The organism is Halomonas sp. H10-9-1 (genome assembly GCF_040147005.1).
Classification (GTDB): domain Bacteria; phylum Pseudomonadota; class Gammaproteobacteria; order Pseudomonadales; family Halomonadaceae; genus Halomonas.
The window spans coordinates 1,812,737-1,832,650 of record NZ_JAMSHO010000001.1; the positions used below are offsets into that span (position 1 = coordinate 1,812,737).

At 66.5% G+C, this 19,914-nt stretch carries 24 protein-coding genes and 1 tRNA gene; 17 read left to right on the forward strand and 8 right to left on the reverse strand.

The features are described from left to right. Nucleotides 1-135 precede the first annotated feature (135 nt). Both NFH66_RS08345 and gloB read right to left on the reverse strand, forming a co-directional pair. Nucleotides 136-1,323, reverse strand: a complete 1,188-nt coding sequence (locus tag NFH66_RS08345) for a transglycosylase SLT domain-containing protein (RefSeq protein ID WP_349609788.1) — start codon at nt 1,321-1,323, stop codon at nt 136-138. 73 nt (nt 1,324-1,396) lie between these two features. Further along, complete coding sequence (gene gloB / locus NFH66_RS08350) at nt 1,397-2,164, reverse strand: hydroxyacylglutathione hydrolase (RefSeq protein WP_349609789.1); 768 nt, start codon at nt 2,162-2,164, stop codon at nt 1,397-1,399. 68 nt (nt 2,165-2,232) lie between these two features. On the opposite strand from gloB, the gene NFH66_RS08355 reads away from it, so the two are divergent. From NFH66_RS08355 to nudC, 3 genes are read left to right on the forward strand one after another with little or no spacing between them, the layout of a single operon-like run. Beyond that, nucleotides 2,233-3,075: a class I SAM-dependent methyltransferase gene (locus tag NFH66_RS08355; RefSeq protein ID WP_349609790.1), complete on the forward strand. Its 843-nt coding sequence runs from the start codon at nt 2,233-2,235 to the stop codon at nt 3,073-3,075. 10 nt (nt 3,076-3,085) lie between these two features. After that, nucleotides 3,086-3,826, forward strand: a complete 741-nt coding sequence (dnaQ, locus tag NFH66_RS08360; RefSeq protein ID WP_349609791.1) for a DNA polymerase III subunit epsilon — start codon at nt 3,086-3,088, stop codon at nt 3,824-3,826. Further along, complete coding sequence (nudC, locus tag NFH66_RS08365) at nt 3,826-4,596, forward strand: NAD(+) diphosphatase (RefSeq protein WP_349609792.1); 771 nt, start codon at nt 3,826-3,828, stop codon at nt 4,594-4,596. The genes dnaQ and nudC overlap by 1 nt, the downstream gene beginning before the upstream one ends. A gap of 47 nt (nt 4,597-4,643) precedes the next feature. Here the strand turns inward: nudC and NFH66_RS08370 are convergent, their stop codons facing one another. Further along, entirely contained in the window at nt 4,644-4,955 is a 312-nt protein-coding gene (locus NFH66_RS08370; RefSeq protein WP_349609794.1) for an SCP2 sterol-binding domain-containing protein, read from the reverse strand. A gap of 144 nt (nt 4,956-5,099) precedes the next feature. Between NFH66_RS08370 and sohB the strand changes: the two genes are divergently transcribed. Further along, a complete protein-coding gene (sohB, locus tag NFH66_RS08375) occupies nt 5,100-6,149 on the forward strand; it encodes a protease SohB (protein WP_349609795.1) in 1,050 nt (349 codons plus the stop codon). Nucleotides 6,150-6,181: 32 nt separating this feature from the next. On the opposite strand, the gene NFH66_RS08380 is transcribed toward sohB, so the two are convergent. Then, nucleotides 6,182-6,508: an ArsR/SmtB family transcription factor gene (locus NFH66_RS08380; RefSeq protein WP_349609796.1), complete on the reverse strand. Its 327-nt coding sequence runs from the start codon at nt 6,506-6,508 to the stop codon at nt 6,182-6,184. 253 nt (nt 6,509-6,761) lie between these two features. Between NFH66_RS08380 and NFH66_RS08385 the strand changes: the two genes are divergently transcribed. The 3 genes from NFH66_RS08385 to NFH66_RS08395 all read left to right on the forward strand — a co-directional run bounded on the left by NFH66_RS08385 (nt 6,762) and on the right by NFH66_RS08395 (nt 10,371). Beyond that, on the forward strand, nt 6,762-8,693 hold the full coding sequence (locus NFH66_RS08385) for a propionyl-CoA synthetase (RefSeq protein WP_349611691.1): 1,932 nt from the start codon (nt 6,762-6,764) through the stop codon (nt 8,691-8,693). 170 nt (nt 8,694-8,863) lie between these two features. Beyond that, nucleotides 8,864-9,547: a 7-cyano-7-deazaguanine/7-aminomethyl-7-deazaguanine transporter gene (locus tag NFH66_RS08390; protein ID WP_349609797.1), complete on the forward strand. Its 684-nt coding sequence runs from the start codon at nt 8,864-8,866 to the stop codon at nt 9,545-9,547. A 35-nt stretch (nt 9,548-9,582) separates the two neighbouring features. Next, nucleotides 9,583-10,371, forward strand: a complete 789-nt coding sequence (locus NFH66_RS08395) for an alpha/beta fold hydrolase (protein WP_349609799.1) — start codon at nt 9,583-9,585, stop codon at nt 10,369-10,371. 3 nt (nt 10,372-10,374) lie between these two features. Here the strand turns inward: NFH66_RS08395 and NFH66_RS08400 are convergent, their stop codons facing one another. Then, nucleotides 10,375-11,649 carry an ABC transporter substrate-binding protein gene (locus NFH66_RS08400; RefSeq protein WP_349609801.1) on the reverse strand — a complete coding sequence of 425 codons (1,275 nt, stop codon included), beginning with the start codon at nt 11,647-11,649 and terminating at the stop codon, nt 10,375-10,377. A gap of 145 nt (nt 11,650-11,794) precedes the next feature. On the opposite strand from NFH66_RS08400, the gene NFH66_RS08405 reads away from it, so the two are divergent. The 10 genes from NFH66_RS08405 (at nt 11,795) to NFH66_RS08450 (ending at nt 17,769) form a co-directional block, all read left to right on the forward strand. After that, the gene (locus NFH66_RS08405) at nt 11,795-13,501 is read left to right on the forward strand and encodes a potassium/proton antiporter (protein WP_349609802.1); all 1,707 of its coding nucleotides are present in this window, start codon (nt 11,795-11,797) and stop codon (nt 13,499-13,501) included. Nucleotides 13,502-13,575: 74 nt separating this feature from the next. Beyond that, nucleotides 13,576-13,665, forward strand: a tRNA-Ser gene (locus NFH66_RS08410). A gap of 103 nt (nt 13,666-13,768) precedes the next feature. Then, nucleotides 13,769-14,323, forward strand: a complete 555-nt coding sequence (locus NFH66_RS08415) for a YaeQ family protein (protein WP_349609803.1) — start codon at nt 13,769-13,771, stop codon at nt 14,321-14,323. 105 nt (nt 14,324-14,428) lie between these two features. Beyond that, nucleotides 14,429-14,953, forward strand: a complete 525-nt coding sequence (locus tag NFH66_RS08420; RefSeq protein WP_349609804.1) for an NUDIX hydrolase — start codon at nt 14,429-14,431, stop codon at nt 14,951-14,953. 41 nt (nt 14,954-14,994) lie between these two features. After that, nucleotides 14,995-15,669, forward strand: a complete 675-nt coding sequence (locus tag NFH66_RS08425; protein ID WP_349609805.1) for a Bax inhibitor-1/YccA family protein — start codon at nt 14,995-14,997, stop codon at nt 15,667-15,669. A gap of 73 nt (nt 15,670-15,742) precedes the next feature. Next, nucleotides 15,743-16,135 (forward strand): sulfurtransferase complex subunit TusD, encoded by a 393-nt coding sequence (tusD, locus tag NFH66_RS08430; RefSeq protein ID WP_349609806.1) that lies wholly within the window; start codon nt 15,743-15,745, stop codon nt 16,133-16,135. A gap of 12 nt (nt 16,136-16,147) precedes the next feature. Further along, the gene (gene tusC, locus NFH66_RS08435; RefSeq protein ID WP_349609808.1) at nt 16,148-16,522 is read left to right on the forward strand and encodes a sulfurtransferase complex subunit TusC; all 375 of its coding nucleotides are present in this window, start codon (nt 16,148-16,150) and stop codon (nt 16,520-16,522) included. 11 nt (nt 16,523-16,533) lie between these two features. Then, nucleotides 16,534-16,821, forward strand: a complete 288-nt coding sequence (gene tusB / locus NFH66_RS08440; RefSeq protein WP_349609809.1) for a sulfurtransferase complex subunit TusB — start codon at nt 16,534-16,536, stop codon at nt 16,819-16,821. Further along, on the forward strand, nt 16,821-17,174 hold the full coding sequence (locus tag NFH66_RS08445) for a TusE/DsrC/DsvC family sulfur relay protein (RefSeq protein ID WP_349609811.1): 354 nt from the start codon (nt 16,821-16,823) through the stop codon (nt 17,172-17,174). The genes tusB and NFH66_RS08445 overlap by 1 nt, the downstream gene beginning before the upstream one ends. A 7-nt stretch (nt 17,175-17,181) precedes the next feature. Continuing rightward, nucleotides 17,182-17,769, forward strand: coding sequence for an acyl carrier protein phosphodiesterase (locus NFH66_RS08450; RefSeq protein ID WP_349609812.1), 588 nt, complete (start codon nt 17,182-17,184; stop codon nt 17,767-17,769). Here NFH66_RS08450 and NFH66_RS08455 read toward each other — a convergent pair. The 3 genes from NFH66_RS08455 to NFH66_RS08465 form a co-directional block, all read right to left on the reverse strand. Continuing rightward, the gene (locus tag NFH66_RS08455) at nt 17,753-18,964 is read right to left on the reverse strand and encodes a molybdopterin molybdotransferase MoeA (RefSeq protein WP_349609813.1); all 1,212 of its coding nucleotides are present in this window, start codon (nt 18,962-18,964) and stop codon (nt 17,753-17,755) included. The genes NFH66_RS08450 and NFH66_RS08455 overlap by 17 nt on opposite strands. A gap of 77 nt (nt 18,965-19,041) precedes the next feature. After that, nucleotides 19,042-19,563, reverse strand: a complete 522-nt coding sequence (gene moaB, locus NFH66_RS08460; RefSeq protein WP_349609814.1) for a molybdenum cofactor biosynthesis protein B — start codon at nt 19,561-19,563, stop codon at nt 19,042-19,044. Continuing rightward, nucleotides 19,556-19,894 (reverse strand): DUF1244 domain-containing protein, encoded by a 339-nt coding sequence (locus tag NFH66_RS08465; protein WP_349609815.1) that lies wholly within the window; start codon nt 19,892-19,894, stop codon nt 19,556-19,558. The genes moaB and NFH66_RS08465 overlap by 8 nt, the downstream gene beginning before the upstream one ends. Nucleotides 19,895-19,914: the final 20 nt, after the last annotated feature.

Below are 19,914 nucleotides of genomic sequence, written 5' to 3' on the forward strand. Positions count from 1 at the left end.
TCCCGTGTCGACAGTGACGCCGGCCAGTGCCGGCGTCGTACCCACTAGGCTTCGCCGGTTAAGGTGTCAGCCCCGGGCGCGAAAGACAATCCCCGCCTCCTGCTCGGTGGGGCCATCCACGGCCCCGGGGGGCATTCAGCGCGAGGCGAGGCTGCGCGTCGGCAGCTCGAGCGCCTGTCCGGGCTGAATCAGGTTGCCGGCGATGCCGTTGGCCTGGCGCAGCTCGGCAACGCTGATGCCCTGGCGAGCGGCGATATCCGCCAGGGTATCGCCGTGGCGCACTACGTAGCGCGAGTCCTGAGCCGTGTGCGGGATCGTCGGGGCGTCGAGGCGGGCCAACATTTCGTCGGCTCGCTCGATGGGCACCAGCAGTACCCGGTCGTTGCCGGGCCGGATGGCACCGCCGGTCACCCCCGGGTTGAGCTCGGCGATGGTGACCTGGGAGACGCCGGCGAGGCGGGCGACCTCGTCCAGGCGCATCGGGCGCTCAACGGGGATCTTGGCGAAGGCCGGGGCGTCCTCGATCTCGGGGAGGGCGACCTGGTAGTCGTCAGGGGCGTTGATGATGGCGGCGATGGCCTTGAGCTTGGGGACGTAGTTCATGGTCTCCCGCGGCAACGAGAGGCTCCAGTAGTCGCCTCCCTTGCCCTGGGCAATGGCCCGGCGACGGGCCTTGTTGACGGTGCCGGCACCGGCATTGTAGGCCGCCAGGGAGAGCTCGATGTCCCCCTCGTACCACTGGTCCGCCTGTTGCTCGATATAGTCCAGGGCCGCATAGGTGGAGGCCACCACGTCGAGGCGTCCGTCATAGCCGTGCTGGCGGGAGAGCCCCAGGGAGTCGCCGGTGCGTGGCATGAACTGCCACAGGCCGGCGGCGCCGCGGTGGGAGCGTGCGCCCGGGTCGAAGGAGCTCTCGATGAAGGGGATCAGGGCGATCTCCCCGGGCAGACCCCGCTCCTCGACCTTCTGGGTGATCCAGGCCAGCCAGGGGCGGGCACGCTCGGTGATTTCGGCAATGTTGTGCGGGGACTGGCGATAGTGATCGATCCAGGCCTGCACGCGTGGATCGTGCAGGTCGTTCTGCCACTGGAAGCTGTCGCGCAACCGGCTCCAGGCGTCACGGGTCTCCAGCGCCAGGGCGTCCCAGAAGTGCTGGGTCATGTTGCCGGGGGCGGGCTGAATGGCGCCGTGCTGTGCGGTGCCGGTGTGGCCGCGTTCGAGTGTGGCGGCCTGGCTGTGGGCGCCGGCGGTCATCAGGGCGCCCAGAAGGGCAGCGCTGCTGGCGAAGGCGAATAGCCTGCGGCGAGTGGTGTGGTAGGTCATCCGGAAGTGTTCCTCCAAGGCGCGTCTAGGCCGTCCGATCGTGTCGGAGGCATGGGGCGTCCAGGGATCGAGTTCAGAAGTTATCCTTCCAGGCGCGCAGGGTGGCGAAGGTCGCCTCGTCGCTGTCGACGTCGCCATGGGCCGAGGCGGCCTGGCGTACGCCGGCATCTGCCACGCGCAGGAAGGGATTGATGCGTTTCTCGCGGGCCATGGAAGTGGGCAGGGTGGGGCGTTCAAGCTCCCGTGCCCGCTGGCACTCCTCCATGGCCTGGGCCACGTCCGGGTTGTGGGGGTCGGCGGCCAGTGCAAAGCGCAGATTGGCCTGGGTATATTCATGAGCGGCGAACACAAGGGTGTCGTCGGGCAGGGCAGCAAGCTTTTCCAGCGAGGCGTGCATCTGCTCTGGCGTGCCCTCGAAGAGGCGGCCACAGCCTGCGCTGAACAGGGCATCGCCACCGAACAGCAGCGGCGGGATGCCGGCGGTGAAGAAGGCGATATGATCCAGGGTGTGCCCGGGTACCGCGATCACCTCGAACAGCCGTCCCATGACGCGAACCTCATCCCCTTCGGTCACCGGGGTATCGATGCCGCCGATGGACTCGTTGTCGGGCCCGATCACTCGCGGGGAATAGCGCTCGATGAGCTCGGCAAGGCCGCCGGTGTGGTCCCGGTGATGATGAGTGATCAGGATCGTGGAGAGCGTCAGCGACTCGCGTTCGAGAAGCTCGATGACCGGGGCGGCATCGCCCGGGTCTACCACGCACACGTCGGGGGTCGTGTCCTGGCGCAGAAGCCAGATATAGTTATCGCTAAAGGCGGGAATCGGTGTCACGCTCAACATGGGCTGAGTGTCCTGAATGGGCATGAACGGTTCGCAAAATCCAGCCAATATGAAGAGCAGGGAGGGACATGTCAACCGAGACCAGCGCTCAGCGCCTCGCCGCGCTGTACCGAGAGGGCCAGGCCTTCTGGTCCTCACCGGCGGGTCAGGCCGTGCGTCACGCCGAGCGAGCCTGCCTGGGGCCGGCCTGCGAGAGGCTCTTCGGCGTGCACAGCCTTGAACTCGGTTTCGGTGATCTGCTGGCCGACATGTGCCCGGTGCGCCATCCACTGAGCTGGGCCCCCACCCGCGAGCTGGCAGAGACATCCTCCACCCTGGTCTGCGCTCCCGATGCGCTGCCGCTCCCCGATGACAGCCTCAGCCTGGTGGTGGTGCACCATCTGCTGGAGGTTGCCCCGGACCCCCACCACATGCTTCAGGAGGCGGCGCGGGTGACCGCCGACGAGGGGCGGCTCATCCTCTTCGGCTGGATGCCGTTCTCCGCCGGGGGCATGGGGCGGTTGTCGCCGGCCCGGCGACGGGCGCTGCCGTGGCGGGGCCAGTGGCGCGCTCCCGGACGCCTGCGGGACTGGCTGGCGTTTGTCGACTTCGAGATCGAGCGGGTAGACTACTGCGCTTTCCACCTGCCCGGCCGGCTGCCCCGCAATACGCTGTTCGAGACCCTGGGGCGCCGTCACAACCTGCCGTTGGGCGACAGCTACATGATCCAGGCGTGCCGCCGGCCGCAACTGATCCAGACCCGGGGAGGCCGGCTGCGCTTCACCGCGCCCCTGGGGGGCTCGGCGTTGGGTGCCGCCCGCCTGGCACGGTCCAGGAGAGAGGAAAGCGAGAGGTTGAGTGAGGCGATGCCGGCGGACTCCCACCGGTCATCCGCCCTTGAAGCCATCGACAGTCACCGACAGCAGGCGTGAGAGAGTAGCGATGCGTCAGATCGTTCTTGATACGGAAACCACGGGTATCGACCCCAGGGAGGGCCACCGGCTGATCGAGATCGGCGCGGTGGAGATGGTCAACCGCCGGCTGACCGGACGGACCTACCATCAGTTCATCAATCCCGAGCGCGAGATCGAGGAGGAGGCGATCTCGGTACACGGCATCACCAATGAACGGGTCGCCGATGAGCCGCGCTTCGCCGAGATCGTGGATGACTTCTGGGCCTTCATCGAAGGCGCCGAGCTGGTGATCCACAACGCCCCCTTCGACGTGGGCTTCATCGACCACGAGTTGTCGATGCTCCATGGCGTCCGTGGCGAGTCACGCCTGGGGCCGGTTGCCGAGCACTGTCGCATCCTGGATACCCTGCAGATGGCCCGGGACAAGCACCCCGGCCAGCGCAACAACCTGGACGCGCTGTGCAAGCGCTACGATATCGACAACGGCCACCGTGTCCTCCACGGCGCCTTGCTCGACGCCGAGATCCTGGCCGAGGTCTACCTGGCCATGACCGGCGGGCAGACCGCGCTGCTGCTCGACTCCTCCATGGCCACGGAGGGTGGCCGGCAGGCGGGGATCCAGCGGCGTCCGGTGGAGCTCTCCGGCGGACAGTTGCGGGTGTCGATGCCCAGTGACGAGGAGCTCGCCGCCCATCGCCAGAAGCTGGCGCGGATCCGCGAGGCGGCGGGCGAATGCCTGTGGGATGGTATCGAGGGGATCGTGCACTGATGTTGCGCCGCGAGCTGCCCCTGGATGCCCGGCAGGGCCACGTGATTCGCCTGGCCGAGGGGCGTATCGCCCCGGCGCCCGATGGCGGCGTGCTGCAGCCGGTGATGCCCTGGGAGGCGCGGATGCAGCCGCTGGGCTACTGGCAGGATGTGCCGCTGGCACTCTCCCTCGAGGCGAGTGCCGGCAGCGACTGGCCGACGGCCCGGGACTGGCTGGCACACCTGCCCGAGTCGCGCTTCCCGTTGGTCTCCACGGCCCTCCAGGTGGGCGCCTGGTTGCGTGACCATCGGTTCTGCGGCCGTTGCGGGGCACCATCCGAGCGACTCGACGCCGAGTTCGCGATGCACTGTCACGCCTGCGGGCACCGCAACTATCCGCGCATTTCGCCCTGCATCATTACCCTGGTGAGCCATGGCGAGGCCCTGCTGCTGGCGCGCAGCCCACGCTTCCCGCCGGGGCGCTACTCGACGCTGGCCGGCTTTATCGAGCCGGGAGAGTCGGCGGAGGAGGCGGTTCGCCGCGAGATCTTCGAAGAGGTGGGGCTCGCCGTGGGGCGGGTTCGCTATTTTCGCAGCCAGGCCTGGCCCTTCCCCCACTCACTGATGCTGGGGTTCTTCGCCGAGGCGGCCAGTCGGCGCATCCGCATCGATGGCGTGGAGATCGCCGATGCCGCCTGGTTCTCCCCACGCCAGCTGCCTCAGCTGCCGCCGCTCTATTCGATCTCCCGGGCGCTGATCGAGACTCACCTGGCCGAGGTGGCGGCCCGCTAGCGTGGCGACGGGGCATCGCGGCTCGCGCGGCACACCGCCGCGGGTCGTCAGTTGGCGGGAAACAGGCTGGTCAGCTTGGTGGCCAGCATCACGTTGCCGGTGGCCTTCAGCTTGCCGGTCATGAAGGCGGTCATGCCGTTGACGTCGCCGGTCATCAGCCCCTTGAGTGTGGCGGTGCTCATGGACAGGCTGACGGACGGGTCGTCATGCACACCCTCCTCGACGCCCAGCTCGCCATCCCGGATGACCAGGTAGTGGCTGTCGGCATCATCGAAGTGGAACTGGAAGACCTCGTCCATGCCGCTGGCGGCCTGGGGGGCGAAGCGGGAGATCAGCGTGTCGAGGGTGGACTGGCTCATGCATGGCTCCTGATGGGGTGGTTGACCTCGGGAGCCTATTTAAAACGATTGTTTAAATCAAGCGGCCCGATACGCCGCTGACTCAAGCAAGCGGCCGGAGGCCGCCCACGATATCGAGCGGCCGGGGCCGCAGAGGAGGCGACGATGGGAGATTGGCTGGCGGATTTCGGACTGTTCCTGGCCCAGTTGCTGAGCCTGGTGGTGATCGTCGGACTCGCCGTCGCGGTGCTGGCCAAGCTGCGCGGCGAGACGGGCAGTGACTCGCGGCTCAAGCTCGAGGAGCTCAATCGGGGGCACGCTGCCAGAAGGCGGCGGTTGCGCCTGGCGGCTACTGAACCGGGGGCGCGCAAGCGCCTGGTCAAGGCGTTTCGTCGCGAGGACAAGAAGCGTGACAAGGCGGGCAAGACGGAGAAGGGCGAGCAGGGGCAGGGCCGACCGACGGTCTGGCTGCTCGACTTCCACGGCGATATCCGGGCCAGCGGTACCGGCCGTTTCGCCGAGGAGATATCGGCGGTGATCGCCGCCGCCGAGCCGGGGGACGAAGTGGTGGTGCGCCTGGAGTCCGCCGGCGGCCTGGTGCATGCCTATGGGCTGGCGGCCGCCGAGCTGGATCGCCTGCGCGAGGCGGGGCTTGCCACCACGGTCTGCGTCGACAAGGTGGCCGCGAGCGGCGGCTACCTGATGGCATGCGGTGCAGACAGCGTCCGGGCGGCCCCGCTGGCGGTGCTGGGGTCGATCGGCGTGGTGGCCCAGGTGCCCAACGTGCACCGCCTGCTCAAGCGTCACGACATCGATGTCGAGGTGCTGACCGCCGGGCGCTACAAGCGGACCCTGACGGTGCTCGGCGAGAATACCGATGAGGGGCGCGAGAAGTTCCTTGACGACCTGGAGACGACCCACGAGCTGTTCAAGCGCCACGTGGCGAAGCGTCGCCCGGCACTGGATATCGAGTCGATCGCCACCGGGGAGATCTGGTATGGCAGTGAGGCCCTCGACAAGGGGCTGGTCGACGCCCTGGGGACCAGCGAGGCCTACCTGGTGGAGCGCATGCGCGAGGCGAGGGTGATCCGGGTAAGGCTGGAGCGGCCCCGTCGATTCGCCGAGCGCCTGGGGGTGGCGGTATCGGCGGGGGTCGAGCGCGCACTGCTGCGCGGGGCAGAGGTACTCGATGCCAGCCGCTGGTGGCAGCGCTAGCCTTGGGGATGGCGGCCTGGGCTGCGGCCGTTTCAGCCGTCGGCCATGCCGAGGTTGACCAGGGTGGCGATGATGGCCCTGGCGCTATCTCCCTGCAGTGAGTAGTAGATGGTCTGGGAGCTGCGTCGCGTGGTCACCAGCTCCTCGCGGCGCAGGATCGCGAGGTGCTGGGACAGCGCCGACTGGCTCAGGGCCAGGTGTCCATTGAGTTCGGTCACCGACAGTTCGCCTGCGTCGAGCAGGCAGAGGATATGCAGTCGATTGTCGTTGGCCATGGCCTTGAGCAGGGCAGTGGCGCGATCGATGGCGCCGCTTCCCCCCTCGATGAGTCTTGCTGCCTCGCGGCTGGGCGTGTGCATGGCGTGTCCCCGCGCTGCGCGTGAGTGAAGAGACCGGATCGGACGCCGTGGGCGTCGTGACCGTATATTGGGCTTTACTCAAGCATAGTCTAGTTCGGATTGCGCGTGCGCGTTGAATAGTCGTTTTCGATGCTTCGGTCTCATCGTCGTTGTTGACAATAATGCTCCGGGCCCTGCATCTTTCGTCGAAAATTAGCCTATCGTATGAGGGTGCTCCAGATCCTGTGCTTTACAGTGTCAACAATCATCCGCACTGGACCGTGACAGGAACGCCATGAGCACCTACGCCAACGAATTCCGCCGTTCGATCGACCATCCCGAGGCCTTCTGGGCCGAGCAGGCCCGCCGCATCCCCTGGTTCAAGGAGCCCCAGCGCATCCTCGACTACGACGAGGCCAATCACGCGCGCTGGTACGGTGATGGCGAGCTGAACATCGCCTACGCCGCCCTCGACCATCACGTCGAACAGGGCAGGGGGGAGCAGCCGGCCCTCCTCTGGGATTCCCCGGTAACCGACAGCAAGCGCACCCTGACCTATCGCGAGATGCGTGACCAGGTGGCGGCCTTCGCCGGCGCGCTCAGGGACCTGGGCGTCGAGAAGGGCGACCGGGTGGTGATCTACATGCCCATGGTGCCCGAGGCACTGGTGGCCATGTACGCCTGTGCCAGGCTCGGTGCCGTGCACTCGGTGGTGTTCGGTGGCTTCGCCCCCCATGAGTTGGCCGTGCGAATCGAGGATGCCACTCCCAAGGTGGTCGTGGCGGCTTCCTGCGGCGTCGAGGTCAACAAGGTCCTGCCCTACAAGCCGATCATCGATGAGGCCATCGAGCAGAGTGCCCACAAGCCCGACGCCTGCGTGATCTTCCAGCGCGAGCAGCATGTCGCCGATCTGGGGCAGCGCGACCATGACTGGGCAACCCTGGTGGAGAAGGCGGCGCCCGCCGACTGCGTGGCGGTGAAGGGTACCGATCCGCTCTACGTGCTCTACACCTCCGGCACCACCGGCAAGCCCAAGGGCGTGGTACGCGATACCGGTGGCTACGCGGTGGCCCTGGCCTACTCCATGGACGTGATCTACGACGTGGCCCCGGGCGAGGTGTTCTTCTCGGCCTCGGACGTTGGCTGGGTGGTCGGGCACTCCTATATCGTCTATGCGCCACTGCTGCGCGGGGCCACCAGCGTGGTCTACGAGGGCAAGCCGGTAAAGACGCCCGATGCCGGCGCCTTCTGGCGGCTGATCGAGGAGTATCGGGTGAAGAGCTTCTTCACCGCGCCGACCGCCTTCCGTGCCATCAAGAAGGAGGATCCCGACGGCAAGCTGCTGGCGGAGTACGACATCTCCAGCCTCAAGGCGCTGTTCCTGGCCGGCGAGCGCCTCGATCCGCCCACCTTCCACTGGCTCGACGACCTGCTTGACGTGCCGGTGATCGATCACTGGTGGCAGACCGAGACCGGTTGGCCGATCGCCGCCAACCTGCACGGCCTGGAGCCGATGCCCACCAAGGCGGGTAGTGCCACCGTGCCGGTGCCGGGGTTCGATGTGCAGATCCTCGATCGCGAGGGCGAGCGGGTCGCGCCCATGGAGCAGGGCAGCGTGGTGATCAAGCAGCCCATGCCGCCGGGTTGCCTGACCGGGGTGTGGGGTGACCCGCAGCGTTTCCACGCGGCCTATATGGCGGCTTTCCCGGGCTACTACCTGACCGGGGATGGTGGCTATGTCGATGAGGATGGCTACCTGTTCATCATGGGACGCACCGATGACGTCATCAACGTTGCCGGCCACCGCCTCTCCACCGGCGAGATGGAGGAGGTCGTGGGCGCGCACCCTGCGGTGGCGGAGTGCACCGTTATCGGTATCCATGATGCGCTCAAGGGACAGTTGCCGGTGGGCCTGGTGATTCCCAAGGACGGCTTCGGTGGCCGCGAGGTGGAGCTGGAGGAGGAGTTGATCGCCCTGGTGCGCGAGAAGATCGGCCCCATCGCCTGTTTCAAGCAGGTGTTGGTGGTGGACCGTCTGCCCAAGACGCGCTCCGGCAAGATCCTGCGCAAGCTGCTGCGCAATATCGCCGACGGCAAGGAGTTCGGTATCCCCTCGACCATCGATGATCCGGCGAGCCTGGAGGAGATTCATGAGGCCATGAAGGCCCGCGAGGTCGGCGCCGCCCACGCCGCCCGCCAGGTCTGACAGGCCACTCACCCGGCGAGGAGAGCACGCCGCCTCATGGGGCGGCGTGCTGCGTTGGCGGGGCATGGCCAGGGGGCGAGCCACCCCGTATAATGCGCCCGCACCGGCCCGATGGCCGGTGCCTTCTTGCATGAGGGTTCCCTCACCCCTCCACCAAAAAAGGACCCGAGATGTTCGTGCTTTCCGACTCCCAGTATCGCCGCTGCCTGGCGCTGCTCGTCACCTTCCATATCGTCGTGATTGCCGCCAGCAACTACCTGGTGCAGTTGCCCTTCACGCTGTTCGGCTACCACACCACCTGGGGCGCCTTCAGCTTTCCCTTCATCTTCCTGGCCACCGACCTGACCGTGCGCCTCTTCGGCAAGGGCCCGGCTCGAGCCATCATCATGCGGGTGATGCTGCCGGCGCTGGTGATCTCCTATGTCGTCTCGGTGGTGTTCCCGCGTGGCGGCTTCGCCGGCATTGAGGCCCTGGGCGAGTGGAACCTGTTCGTTGCCCGCATCGCCGTGGCCAGCTTCATGGCCTACGTGCTGGGGCAGCTGCTCGATGTCCACGTCTTCGATCGCCTGCGCCGTCTGCGCGCCTGGTGGGTGGCGCCGGCGATCTCCACGGTGGCGGGCAATCTGGCCGATACCTTCGCCTTCTTCTCGATCGCCTTCCACAACAGCCCCGATGCCTTCATGGCGGCCAACTGGCTGGAGATCGCCTGGGTCGACTACGTGATCAAGCTGATCATCAGCCTGCTGTTCTTCCTGCCGCTCTACGGGGTACTGCTGGCCTGGCTGAGCCGTCGCCTGGTGGCGGTCACCGGGAGCGACGATCTCGCACCCGAGGTGGCGCGCGCCCGTTACTGATACGCCAACCGACACTCCTGGACGAGGACTACCTCATGCCTATCGAGCTCAATTACCTGGATACCGGTGGCGCTGGCACGCCGCTGGTGGTCATCCACGGCCTGTTCGGCAGTGCCGACAACTGGCGCTCACATATCAAGGCCTGGGAGTCCAGTCGCCGGGTCGTGGCGGTGGACCTGCGTAACCATGGTCGTTCGCCGCATGTCACCGGGATGGGCTATGCGGAGATGGCCGGGGATGTGCTGGCGCTGCTCGACCGCCTGTCTATTCCGTGTGCCCATCTACTCGGCCACTCCATGGGCGGCAAGGTGGTGATTTCCCTGGCCCGTCTGGCGCCCGAGCGTGTGGCGTCGCTGATCGTCGGCGACATCGCGCCGGTGGCCTATGGACATGACCACGACAGCGTATTCGCGGGGCTGCGTCGGGTGGTGGAAGGGCGCCCGGCCAATCGCCGCGAGGCTGATGCGTTGCTGGCCGAGCATGTCAGCGAGAAGGCCGTGCGACTGTTCCTGGCCACCAACCTGGTGCGCGGCGAGGCAGAGGGCATGGCACTGCGCCTGGGGCTGGACGAGATTCAGGATGACTACGAGTCGATCATGGGGGAGCCGGCCGGCAGCGAGCCCTTCACCGGGCCGACCCTGGTGCTGCGAGGCCGCGATTCTCACTATGTCGCCGATGAGCACCTGCCGGCACTTCATGAGGTGCTGCCGGAGGCCCGGCTGGTGACGCTGGAAGCGGGGCACTGGCTGCATGCCGAACAGCCCGACGCCTTCCGTGAGTCCATCGATGAATTCCTCGCGGCCGTGGAGTCGGGTGCCGCCTGACGCTCAGTCGGCGCCGAGGTCCACCGCAAGGCGTTCCAGCCGGCTGATCGATTCGATCAGCCCGTTTTCGTGGAGGTAAGCCTCGACCTGGCTGTAGCGCCGACTGTCCAGCGCCGCGGGCTGGGCGCTCAGGCGCATCAGGGTGGCGATCCAGGCGTCACGGTTGGCGGCCGTATCGAGGGTCGGCTCCAGTTCGACCAGGGCCTCCCATGCCCTCTCGGGGTGCTCGATCATCCATAGGGTGGTATCACGCAGGATATCGACCAGTTCGATGATGGGCTCCCGGAGACGGGACAGGCGGTCGCGGTTGGCCACGAGAATCAGCCCGTCGTGGAACGGGATGCCATGCTCCTCGACGTTGAGCAGGCGGGTCGACACGCCGCGATCCGCCAACTGGCGCTGCAGTGTCAGGCGTAGCGGTGTCACCAGGCCGTCCAGGGATTGCTCGGTCATGGCGGTGGCCAGGGCGAAGCCAGTCTCCACCAGGTTGACCTCACCGCGGGCGATGCCGTGGGGGGTGATCAGGGCAGGAAACAGGATGTCGCGGCCATCCTCGGTGGCGTGCCCCAGGGTGAGCCCGGCGAGCCCCTCCGGTCCCTCTACGCCGCTGGATTCGCGCACCAGTATCCCAGCAAGCGGCGTGTCGACCAGGGTCGCCACGCGTATCGGCGACTTGCCGCGGTCGACCTGGAGATGCAGCTGCAGCTGATGGGTGAGGGCCAGGTCGACAAGGTTGGCATTCAGGAGCCGCAGCGGGGCGCCGGGATCCGCCGGGGTCCTGATCGTAAGCTCCAGCCCTTCGCGCTGGGGAAGCCCGTTGCCTGCCGCCAGGATCAGGGCGGCGTGGTGCGGACTGGGGTACCAGTCGAGCATGATCGTCAGTGACTCGAGCGGCGGGGGTTCCAGCGGCTCGGCGGGCGCGTGGGTGACACTTGGGATCGACGCGTCGGGCTCGCCGGGCGTGGCCTCGTCATCGCTAGGCGGCCCCTCGACCTCGGGCAAGTTCGTGGGCGTCGCCTCCTCCCCGGCGGAGGCGTTGAGATCGGGTACCACGACATCGCCCTCCAGGCTCGGCGGAGCATCGGGTACCTCGAGGCCTTTCCCGGTGGAGGCGTTGAGGTCGGGCACCATGACATCGCCCCCCAGGGTCACCGGAGCATCGGGTGCCTCCAGGCCTTCCTCTGCCCAGGTCGGGGAGGGTAACAGCGCCAGGGCCAGCAGCAGGCACAGGACGAGACGCGAGCGTCGCCAGGGCACAGGGGCAGGGGGGTTGGGCATTCACGGGCTCCGCGACGAGTAAGGGGGCGCTTGGCCGGAGCCCAGTGTATCCGCGACGCCGACCGTGTTGCCAGTTACGCGCCACCGGCATCGCCTAGTCATGGGCGGCATGCGATAATGAAAGGCCAGCCATTGCGAGGATGCCATGGACGTCATCAATACCCTGTTCTTCTTCACCGGGCTGCTGATCGCCTTGAGCGTGTTGGGCAGTCGACTCTCCACTCTGTTCGGGCTTCCCTTGCTGCTGATCTTCCTCGGCCTGGGAATGCTGGCTGGAGAAGAGGGGGTGCTGGGCATCCAGTTCGACAACTATCCCCTGGCCTTTCTGATCAGCCACCTGGCCCTGGCCATGATTCTCCTCGATGGCGGGCTGCGCACACGCCTGAAGACCTTCCGCGTCGCTTTCAAGCCGGCCCTGACCCTGGCGTCTGCGGGTGTCTTCATCACCGGGGGGCTGGTCGGCCTGTTTGCCATGTGGATATTCGACCTCGGCCTGGTCGAGGGCCTGCTGGTGGGAGCCATCGTGGGGTCTACCGATGCGGCCGCGGTATTCTCGATGCTCAGCGGGCGAGGGCTGAATCTCAACGAGCGGGTCGGGGCGACCCTGGAGATCGAGTCCGGCACCAACGATCCCATGGCGATCTTCCTCACCCTGGTCCTGGTGGAGATCCTGGTCGGCGATATCGGCGGGCCCATGGAGACCATGCTGATGCTGATCCAGCAGTTCGGCCTCGGCCTGGTGATCGGGGTGGGTGCCGGCTGGTTAAGCGGTCGCCTGCTGCGCTGGGTCGATCTGGCGCCCGGGCTCTACTCCCTGCTCGCCCTGTCGCTGGGGTTCTGCATCTTTGGCCTGACCAGCTTTCTCGGTGGCAGCGGCTTCCTGGCGATCTATCTGGCGGGCCTGATGATCGGCAACCAGAAGGGGCGCCACCTCAACTATATTCTGCCGGTCCATGATGGCCTGGCCTGGCTCAGCCAGATAGGGCTCTTCCTGGTGCTGGGGCTGCTGGTCTCACCGTCGGACCTGCTGCACTATGCGCTGCCTGCGACCCTGGTGGGGCTGATGCTGATCTTCGTGGCGCGCCCCTTGGCGGTACTCGTTTCGCTCAAGCCCTTCTTCAAGTTTCGCTGGCGCGAGCTCGGCTTCATCTCCTGGGTTGGCCTGCGTGGGGCGGTCCCGATCGTGCTGGCGATCTTCCCGGTGATCGGTGGCGTGGAGGGGGCGGCGCTCTACTTCAATGTGGCCTTCGCGGTGGTGCTGCTCTCGCTGCTGGTGCAGGGCGGTACGCTGTCGCTGATGGCGCGCTGGACCCGGGTGCTGATACCGACGCCGGTCAGCCCCAACCATCGCGGCCCACTGGGGATTCTGCCCGAGAACGATTACGAGATGTTCGTCTACCGGGTCGAGAACGAGGATCTCGCCGATGTTCCCATTCGCCTGCTGCGCTTTCCCTCCGGAGCCCTGATCTCGGCCCTCTTTCGTGAGCACGCCATGCTGCATCCCAAGGGCAGTACACGCTTGCAGCTGGAAGATGTGCTCTGCGTGATCGGTCGCAGCGAGGATCTGCCGGCGCTGAACCGACTCTTCAATGGAGAGGCCAAGCTCAAGCAGGAGCGCGCCTTCTTCGGCACCTTCACCTTCGAAGGGGAGGCCAGGATGCAGGATATCGCCGATGCCTACGGGCTGACCCTGAGCCCCGGTGAGCGCGAGATGAGCCTGAGCGAGTTCGTCTCGTTGCGCGTCGGTGGCCATCCGGTGGTGGGCGACGATGTCGACTGGCATGGCATCCATTGGGTAGTCAGCGAGATGGATGGCAATCGCGTGACCCGAGTCGGCCTGCGGCTCTACTGATGGCCGCTAAGGCCTTGATCGCGTTTGGCTCTTGACCGAGGCGCGAAAGCTGGTAATATTCACCGCCGTAAGCCGGAGGGATGGCAGAGCGGTTGAATGCACCGGTCTTGAAAACCGGCAAGGGTTAACGCCCTTCCAGGGTTCGAATCCCTGTCCCTCCGCCATGACACTAGGAAAAGCCACTGTTTACAGTGGCTTTTCTTTTTTGGATAGGCAGCAGTGCCCTGGAGCATGGCTGCTATGCAAGGTTTCCTCGAGGCCACCTGAATGGCACTGAAAGCCACGATCTTCAAGGCAAGGCTCCAGATTGCCGACATGGACCGCCACTACTATGGCGAACATGCTCTCACCCTTGCCCGCCATCCGTCGGAGACCGACGAGCGCATGATGCTCCGCGTGCTGGCTTTCGTTCGGCATGCCCATGAGGACCTTGCCTTCGGCCGCGGGGTCAGCACCGACGATGAGCCCGATCTATGGATCCGGAGCCTGAGCGGTGAGATCGAGCTTTGGATTCAGCTGGGGCAGCCGGATGAGCGTGAGATTCGCCGTGCCTGCGGCCGCGCGCGTCAGGTGGTGCTCTATACCTACAGCGGCCAGGGTGCCAGGATCTGGTGGGAGCAGCTTGGCGGAAAGCTGGCGAGCCTGGATAACCTCACCGTCTACGACATCCCCCCGGAGAGCGTGGCAGTGCTGGGTCAGCTGGCGGGGCGCGGCATGGAGCTCAATGCCACCATTCAGGATGATGCCATCTGGTTGGCCAATGCTCAGACGGCGGTAGAGGTCAGCGTCGTGGCCCGCCAGGCCCCCGGCATGAGCCGCTAGCGCGCGAGCTGGAGCCTGGGCGGGTGTCACCCGCGTCGCCATCGCCTTGCATCGCACGCAGGTGGCTTGCAGAGTGGGGGCTCCCCCTGCCGCCGTGAGTCCCGCATGTCGATGCCCGAAGACCCGCATGCCTTGCCCCGTCCGATTCCTGCGGTGTCCAGCGCCCTGATCTGGAACGACCGCCTGCTGATGGTGCGTCGAGCCCAGGCGCCCAATGCCGGGCGGCTGGCGCTTCCGGGTGGCAAGCTGGAAGCCGGCGAGACGCTGCAGGCCGCCGCCGAACGCGAACTGCTCGAGGAGACGGGGCTGCAGGCTCGTGCCGGCGAGGTCTTCACGGCAATCGATGTGTTCGACCATGAGGCCGACGACCGCCTGCGGGCCCACTATGTGATCATCGTCCTGCGCATGGAATGGCAGGGTGGCGAGGAGGGCGCCGCCAGCGATGCCAGCGAGCTGGTCTGGCTGGATGAAGAGGCACTGGAGGCCGCAGGTAGCGATGTCTGTTCCACAGCAGCGGGTGTTGCCAGGGCCTTGCTGCGGGGGGGCACATTTGGGGGCATGAGTGCAGAAACAGCGTTGAGTGCTGTTCCCTCAAGCTCTTGCGTGCGGAACTTCCAGGCGGCATGCTAGTCCACTGGCAAGATCAATTGACGACAGGGAGCACAGGATCAATGGCCTATCAAGAGTCACAGATGACCCGCGAGGAGACCCAGACCCGGGTGGCCAGCATCAACAAGGTGCTGCGCAACACCTATGGGCTGCTGGCCATGACGCTGCTCTTCTCCGCCGTGACCGCCGGTGCCGCCATGGCGATGGGCATCGAGCGCCTGAACATTTTCGTGTTCTTCATTGGCGCCTACGGACTGATGTTCCTGGTCCACAAGACAGCTCACTCGGCGATGGGGCTGCTCGCTACCTTCGCCTTCACCGGCTTCATGGGCTTCACCCTCGGCCCGATTCTCAACGCCTACCTGGCGCTGCCCAATGGTGCCGCCCTGGTGATGAACGCCCTGGCCATGACCGGCCTGACCTTCATCGGTCTCTCCGCCGTGGCGCTGGTGACCAAGAAGGACTTCAGCTTCCTCGGCAACTTCATGATGGCTGGCGCCATCGTGCTGGTTCTGGCCATGCTGGCCGGCCTGATCTTCCAGATCCCGGCCCTGATGCTGATGGTTTCCGCCGGCTTCGTGCTGTTCTCCTCCGCGGCGATCCTCTACCAGACCAGCGAGATCGTTCACCGCGCCGGGGAGACCAACTATATCCTGGCCACCATCACCCTCTATGTGTCGATCTATAACCTCTTCGTCAGCCTGCTCTCCCTGCTTGGCATCATGAGCAGCGACTGACCGAGGCTACGACAGGCCAACGACATGGCTGGCCCCGCCTCGGCGGGGCCAGCCTGTTTTCAGGAGACCCCGGATGCGTTACGCCATCCTTTTGCTCGATGCCCCCTATACCAGCCAGGCGGCCCACTCGGCGCTGCGCTTCACGCGTGCGTTGCTGGCCAAGGGCCATGTCATCGACGGGGTGTTCTTCTACCATGACGGAGTGCATAACGCGGCCCGGCTGGCCGCACCGCCCCAGGACGAGCCCCACCTGGTCGATGCCTGGGCCGAGCTGGGCCGCGAGCATGCCGTGCCCCTGCAGGTCTGCATCGCCGCCGCCCTCAGGCGCGGCCTGCTCGACGAGCAGGAGGCCGCACGACACGGCAAGCAGGGTTGCAGCGTCGAGCCCCCCTTCGAACTGACGGGGCTGGGCCAGTTGATCGATCTTGGCCTGCGCTGTGACCGCCTGATCACCTTCGGTCCTTGAGGAGAACCGCGGATGCAAGACGATACTCGCTCAGGTGACTTGCTGGTGATCCTGCGCCATGCGCCCCACGGGTCCAGCTGGCTGAAGGAAGGACTGGATTTTGCCCTGGTGGCGGCGGCCTTCGACCGGCGGGTGACGCTGCTGTTCATGGGTGAGGGCATCACGGCGTTGCTCGAGGGGCAGCAAGTGGGGCCGCTGGGACAGAAGGGCACGGCACCGACACTGGCCATGCTGGAGATGTACGATATCGACAGGCTGCTGGTGGAGGCCAAGGGGATGGATACGCTGGGCCTGAGCGACGAGCAGCTTATGCTGCCGGTCCAGGGCGTTGGCGCTGACGAGATCGCCGAGCTGCTGGCAGCCCACCCCCTGGTTCTGAACTTCTGACGAGATACGCCATGTTGCTGCATACCCTGAATCGCTCTCCGCTGTCCCCCGTTCTCGACCAGGCACTGGCGGGAATGGGGCCGGACGACCTGCTGCTGCTGATCGAAGACGGCGTCATCGGTGCCTTGCCGGCGCAGCAGGCGCGTTACGAGAGTGTGTCCGGACGCCTTTACGCCCTGCATGAGGACCTGGCGTCACGCGGGTTGCTCGCGTTATGCGACCCGGCGGTCCGCGTCGTCGATATCGAGGGTTTCGTGGCATTGACCGCGGAGTGTGAACGCACGGTGAGCTGGTACTGATGGCAAGCACGGAAATATACCGTTATCTATCGTTGGCCAACCGAGATGTCCCGCTCGACCCCGAGGGATATCTGGTCAACATGGGCGACTGGTCGGCGGAAGTTGCCGAGCGTCTGGCCGAGGAGGAGGGCATCGCGCTGAGCGAGGAGCATTGGGAGATCATACACGTGCTGAGAGCGTTCTATGCGCGTTTTGAGCAGGCCCCGGCGATGCGTCCCCTGGTCAAGGCGGTAGGTCAGGCGCTGGGCCCCGACAAGGGGCGCTCCGTTTACCTGATGAAACTCTTCCCCGGTAGTCCCCCCAAGGTGGGGGCGCGGCTGGCGGGGCTGCCCAAGCCCACCAACTGCCTGTGAACACGTCATGAACTTCCTGGCCCATGCATGGCTGGCGCGCGGCGGGGGCGACGACTTCCTCTACGGCAACCTGATCGCCGACGGGGTGAAGGGAAGCAACCTCAACGACTGGCCTGCCGAGGTCGCGCGTGGGATTCACCACCACCGCCGCGTCGATGCCTTCGTGGACAGCCACGCGGTGACCCGCGCCATCCTGGCGCGTTCACCGCGCTCGGGTAGACGCTACGTGGGGATCGCCCTGGACCTCGTATGGGATCATTTCGTGGCACTGGAGCCAGGTGTCGCGGAGCGGGACTCGCCCCTGGTCACGCGTAGCTATCGGTTGCTGGCACGGCGCTCGGCGCCATCACGCCTTGCAGCAATGATGCCGCTGCTGGTGGAGCAGGACTGGCTGCGGTGCTATGCCGACTTCTCCTTTACCTGCCGCGCGATCGGCGGCATCGGCCAGCGGCTCTCCGGACCCAACCGCCTGGTGGAGCTGGTCCCCTGGCTGGAGGCCGAGTATCCGGTCCTGCGCGATGATTTCCAGCGCCTGTGGCCGGCGGTGCGCGAGGCGCTGGAGGTGGTGCCCGGCCCGCCTAGGCGTCGTTCCTGAGCCACAGGCAAGTCACGCGGTCACCCGGTGAAAGGGTGGTCTCGCGGGGAATGACCGCCAGGGCATCGGCCTCGATGCACGAGGAGAGCACCGCCGAATTCTGGTCGGCGAAGGGTTCGGCATGCACGCCCTGGTCGTCGAAGCGCAGCGTGACGCGCATGTAGTGGGCCCGTGGGCCGGTGCGGGTCGAGAAGCCGCTGCGTGCGGAGAGCTCGGGCAGCGAGAGCAGCGCCGGGCAGCCCAGCATGCCGCCGACCAGCGGCCTCAGGAACAGCCAGGCACCCACGAAGCTCGATACCGGGTTGCCCGGCAGCCCCACGAAGCGTGTCTCAGCGTCTCCCCGGAGAATCCGGCCCAGGGCCAGTGGCTTGCCCGGGCGGATCGCCAGTCGCCAGAGGTCCAGCCGTCCCAGGCTCTCCACGGCCGCCTTGACGTGATCCTCTTCGCCGACGCTGACACCGCCGGTGGTCACCACGATATCTGCCTGGCTGGCGGCGTCGGCAAGCATCTCCCGGGTGGCCGCGGGGTCGTCGGGGATCGATGCCATCATCACCGGCGTGGCGCCGAAGCGTTCCAGTAACCGGCGGAGCATGGGTCGGTTGGAGTTGTAGAGCTGGCCCGGCCCCAGTGGCTTGCCGGGGTCGATGATCTCGTCGCCGGTGGAGAGCAGGGCGACCCGAGGCCGTCTGCGCACCTCGACTTCGGTGATCCCCTGGCCGGCGAGATGGCCCAGAGCGGCGGCCTCCAGGCGCTGGCCGGCCTTGAGCAGCGTGCTGCCATGCGCGACGTCCCGCCCGCGGCGACGGATGCTGTCGCCTGGCGTGACGTCATCGGGAATCAGGGCGGTGTCACCCATCACCTCAACGCGTTCCTGCATCACCACGCAGTCGGCGCCCGGGGGAATTTCGCCGCCGGTGAAGATGCGCGCGCAGCTGCCGGGCGCCAGGGGCTGGGCGGGGGTCCCGGCGGCGATGCGCTGGCTGACGGGCAGCCGACGGCCAGCGTCGCGATGGTGCAAGGCGTAGCCATCCATGGCGCTGTTGTCGAAGGAGGGTACGTCGAGCCGCGCCGTGACCTCCTCGGCCAGCACGCGACCGGCCGCCTCGTCACACGGCACTCGCTCACTGTCCAGCATGCCGACGCCCTGCAACAGGGCCTCCAGTGCCGCGGTGATAGGCTTGAGTTCGCTATCCATGCTGGCCTCGCTCGGGAATCACCAGGTTGGCCTGAAGGTATCGAGAGCAGCAGGGTTTGTGACGGGTTCTTCTCATGTCAGGCATGCTGGCCTCGCTCGGGAATCACCAGGTTGGCGAAATTGCACGGCTTGTGCCGGCTGTCCAGTTGCTCGGCGAGGATGCCATCCCAGGCGGTGCGGCAGGCGCCGGTGGAACCCGGCAGGCAGAAGAGCACGGTGGCGTTGGCCAGCCCCCCCAGGCAGCGGCTCTGCACCGTGGAACTGCCGATCTCCTGCCAGGAGAGGTGGCGAAACAGCTCGCCGAAGCCCTCGATCTGCTTGTCGAGCAATACCGAGACCGCCTCGGGAGTGGAATCGCGTCCGGTGAAGCCGGTGCCGCCGGTGGTCAGGATCACCTGGACCGCTTCGTCGGCGATCCAGCCGGCCACCACGGCGCGGATGCGATAGACGTCATCGGGCACGATGCGTTTCTCGTGCAGGCGGTGGCCAGCCGTGGTCAGGCGCTCGACAAGTGCCTGGCCACTGCGATCGGTCTCTTCGGTGCGGGTGTCGGAGATCGTGAGCACGGCGATGGAGAGGGGGATCATCGGTTCAGCCATTCTGTGCCGACTCCTCGCTGTTCTGCCCGGTGCGGGCCTGGCGTGCCTCGAAGGCGGCCTGCTGTTCCGGGGTGGCCTGCTGCTGATACTTCTCCTTCCACTCGGCGTAGCGCATGCCGTAGACATACTCGCGCGCCTGGTCATAGTCGAGTTCGGCGCCGTGCTCCTCGGCGGCGGTCACCAGCCACTTGGAGAGACAGTTGCGGCAGAAGTCGGCGAGGATCATCAGGTCAATGTTCTGCACTTCCTTGTGCTCGTCCAGGTGACGCAGCAGGCGGCGGAAGGCGGCCGCCTCGAGTTCGGTGCGTGTCGTCTCGTCCAGGTGTTGCATGGGGATCACTCCATCCGGTG

Bases quoted from the DNA above. Each gene is read 5' to 3' on its own strand.
- NFH66_RS08345 (WP_349609788.1), bottom strand. From the start codon at position 1,323: ATGACCTACCACACCACTCGCCGCAGGCTATTCGCCTTCGCCAGCAGC.
- gloB (WP_349609789.1), bottom strand. From the start codon at position 2,164: ATGTTGAGCGTGACACCGATTCCCGCCTTTAGCGATAACTATATCTGG.
- NFH66_RS08355 (WP_349609790.1), top strand. From the start codon at position 2,233: ATGTCAACCGAGACCAGCGCTCAGCGCCTCGCCGCGCTGTACCGAGAG.
- dnaQ (WP_349609791.1), top strand. From the start codon at position 3,086: ATGCGTCAGATCGTTCTTGATACGGAAACCACGGGTATCGACCCCAGG.
- nudC (WP_349609792.1), top strand. From the start codon at position 3,826: ATGTTGCGCCGCGAGCTGCCCCTGGATGCCCGGCAGGGCCACGTGATT.
- NFH66_RS08370 (WP_349609794.1), bottom strand. From the start codon at position 4,955: ATGAGCCAGTCCACCCTCGACACGCTGATCTCCCGCTTCGCCCCCCAG.
- sohB (WP_349609795.1), top strand. From the start codon at position 5,100: ATGGGAGATTGGCTGGCGGATTTCGGACTGTTCCTGGCCCAGTTGCTG.
- NFH66_RS08380 (WP_349609796.1), bottom strand. From the start codon at position 6,508: ATGCACACGCCCAGCCGCGAGGCAGCAAGACTCATCGAGGGGGGAAGC.
- NFH66_RS08390 (WP_349609797.1), top strand. From the start codon at position 8,864: ATGTTCGTGCTTTCCGACTCCCAGTATCGCCGCTGCCTGGCGCTGCTC.
- NFH66_RS08395 (WP_349609799.1), top strand. From the start codon at position 9,583: ATGCCTATCGAGCTCAATTACCTGGATACCGGTGGCGCTGGCACGCCG.
- NFH66_RS08400 (WP_349609801.1), bottom strand. From the start codon at position 11,649: ATGCCCAACCCCCCTGCCCCTGTGCCCTGGCGACGCTCGCGTCTCGTC.
- NFH66_RS08405 (WP_349609802.1), top strand. From the start codon at position 11,795: ATGGACGTCATCAATACCCTGTTCTTCTTCACCGGGCTGCTGATCGCC.
- NFH66_RS08415 (WP_349609803.1), top strand. From the start codon at position 13,769: ATGGCACTGAAAGCCACGATCTTCAAGGCAAGGCTCCAGATTGCCGAC.
- NFH66_RS08420 (WP_349609804.1), top strand. From the start codon at position 14,429: ATGTCGATGCCCGAAGACCCGCATGCCTTGCCCCGTCCGATTCCTGCG.
- NFH66_RS08425 (WP_349609805.1), top strand. From the start codon at position 14,995: ATGGCCTATCAAGAGTCACAGATGACCCGCGAGGAGACCCAGACCCGG.
- tusD (WP_349609806.1), top strand. From the start codon at position 15,743: ATGCGTTACGCCATCCTTTTGCTCGATGCCCCCTATACCAGCCAGGCG.
- tusC (WP_349609808.1), top strand. From the start codon at position 16,148: ATGCAAGACGATACTCGCTCAGGTGACTTGCTGGTGATCCTGCGCCAT.
- tusB (WP_349609809.1), top strand. From the start codon at position 16,534: ATGTTGCTGCATACCCTGAATCGCTCTCCGCTGTCCCCCGTTCTCGAC.
- NFH66_RS08445 (WP_349609811.1), top strand. From the start codon at position 16,821: ATGGCAAGCACGGAAATATACCGTTATCTATCGTTGGCCAACCGAGAT.
- NFH66_RS08450 (WP_349609812.1), top strand. From the start codon at position 17,182: ATGAACTTCCTGGCCCATGCATGGCTGGCGCGCGGCGGGGGCGACGAC.
- NFH66_RS08455 (WP_349609813.1), bottom strand. From the start codon at position 18,964: ATGGATAGCGAACTCAAGCCTATCACCGCGGCACTGGAGGCCCTGTTG.
- moaB (WP_349609814.1), bottom strand. From the start codon at position 19,563: ATGGCTGAACCGATGATCCCCCTCTCCATCGCCGTGCTCACGATCTCC.
- NFH66_RS08465 (WP_349609815.1), bottom strand. From the start codon at position 19,894: ATGCAACACCTGGACGAGACGACACGCACCGAACTCGAGGCGGCCGCC.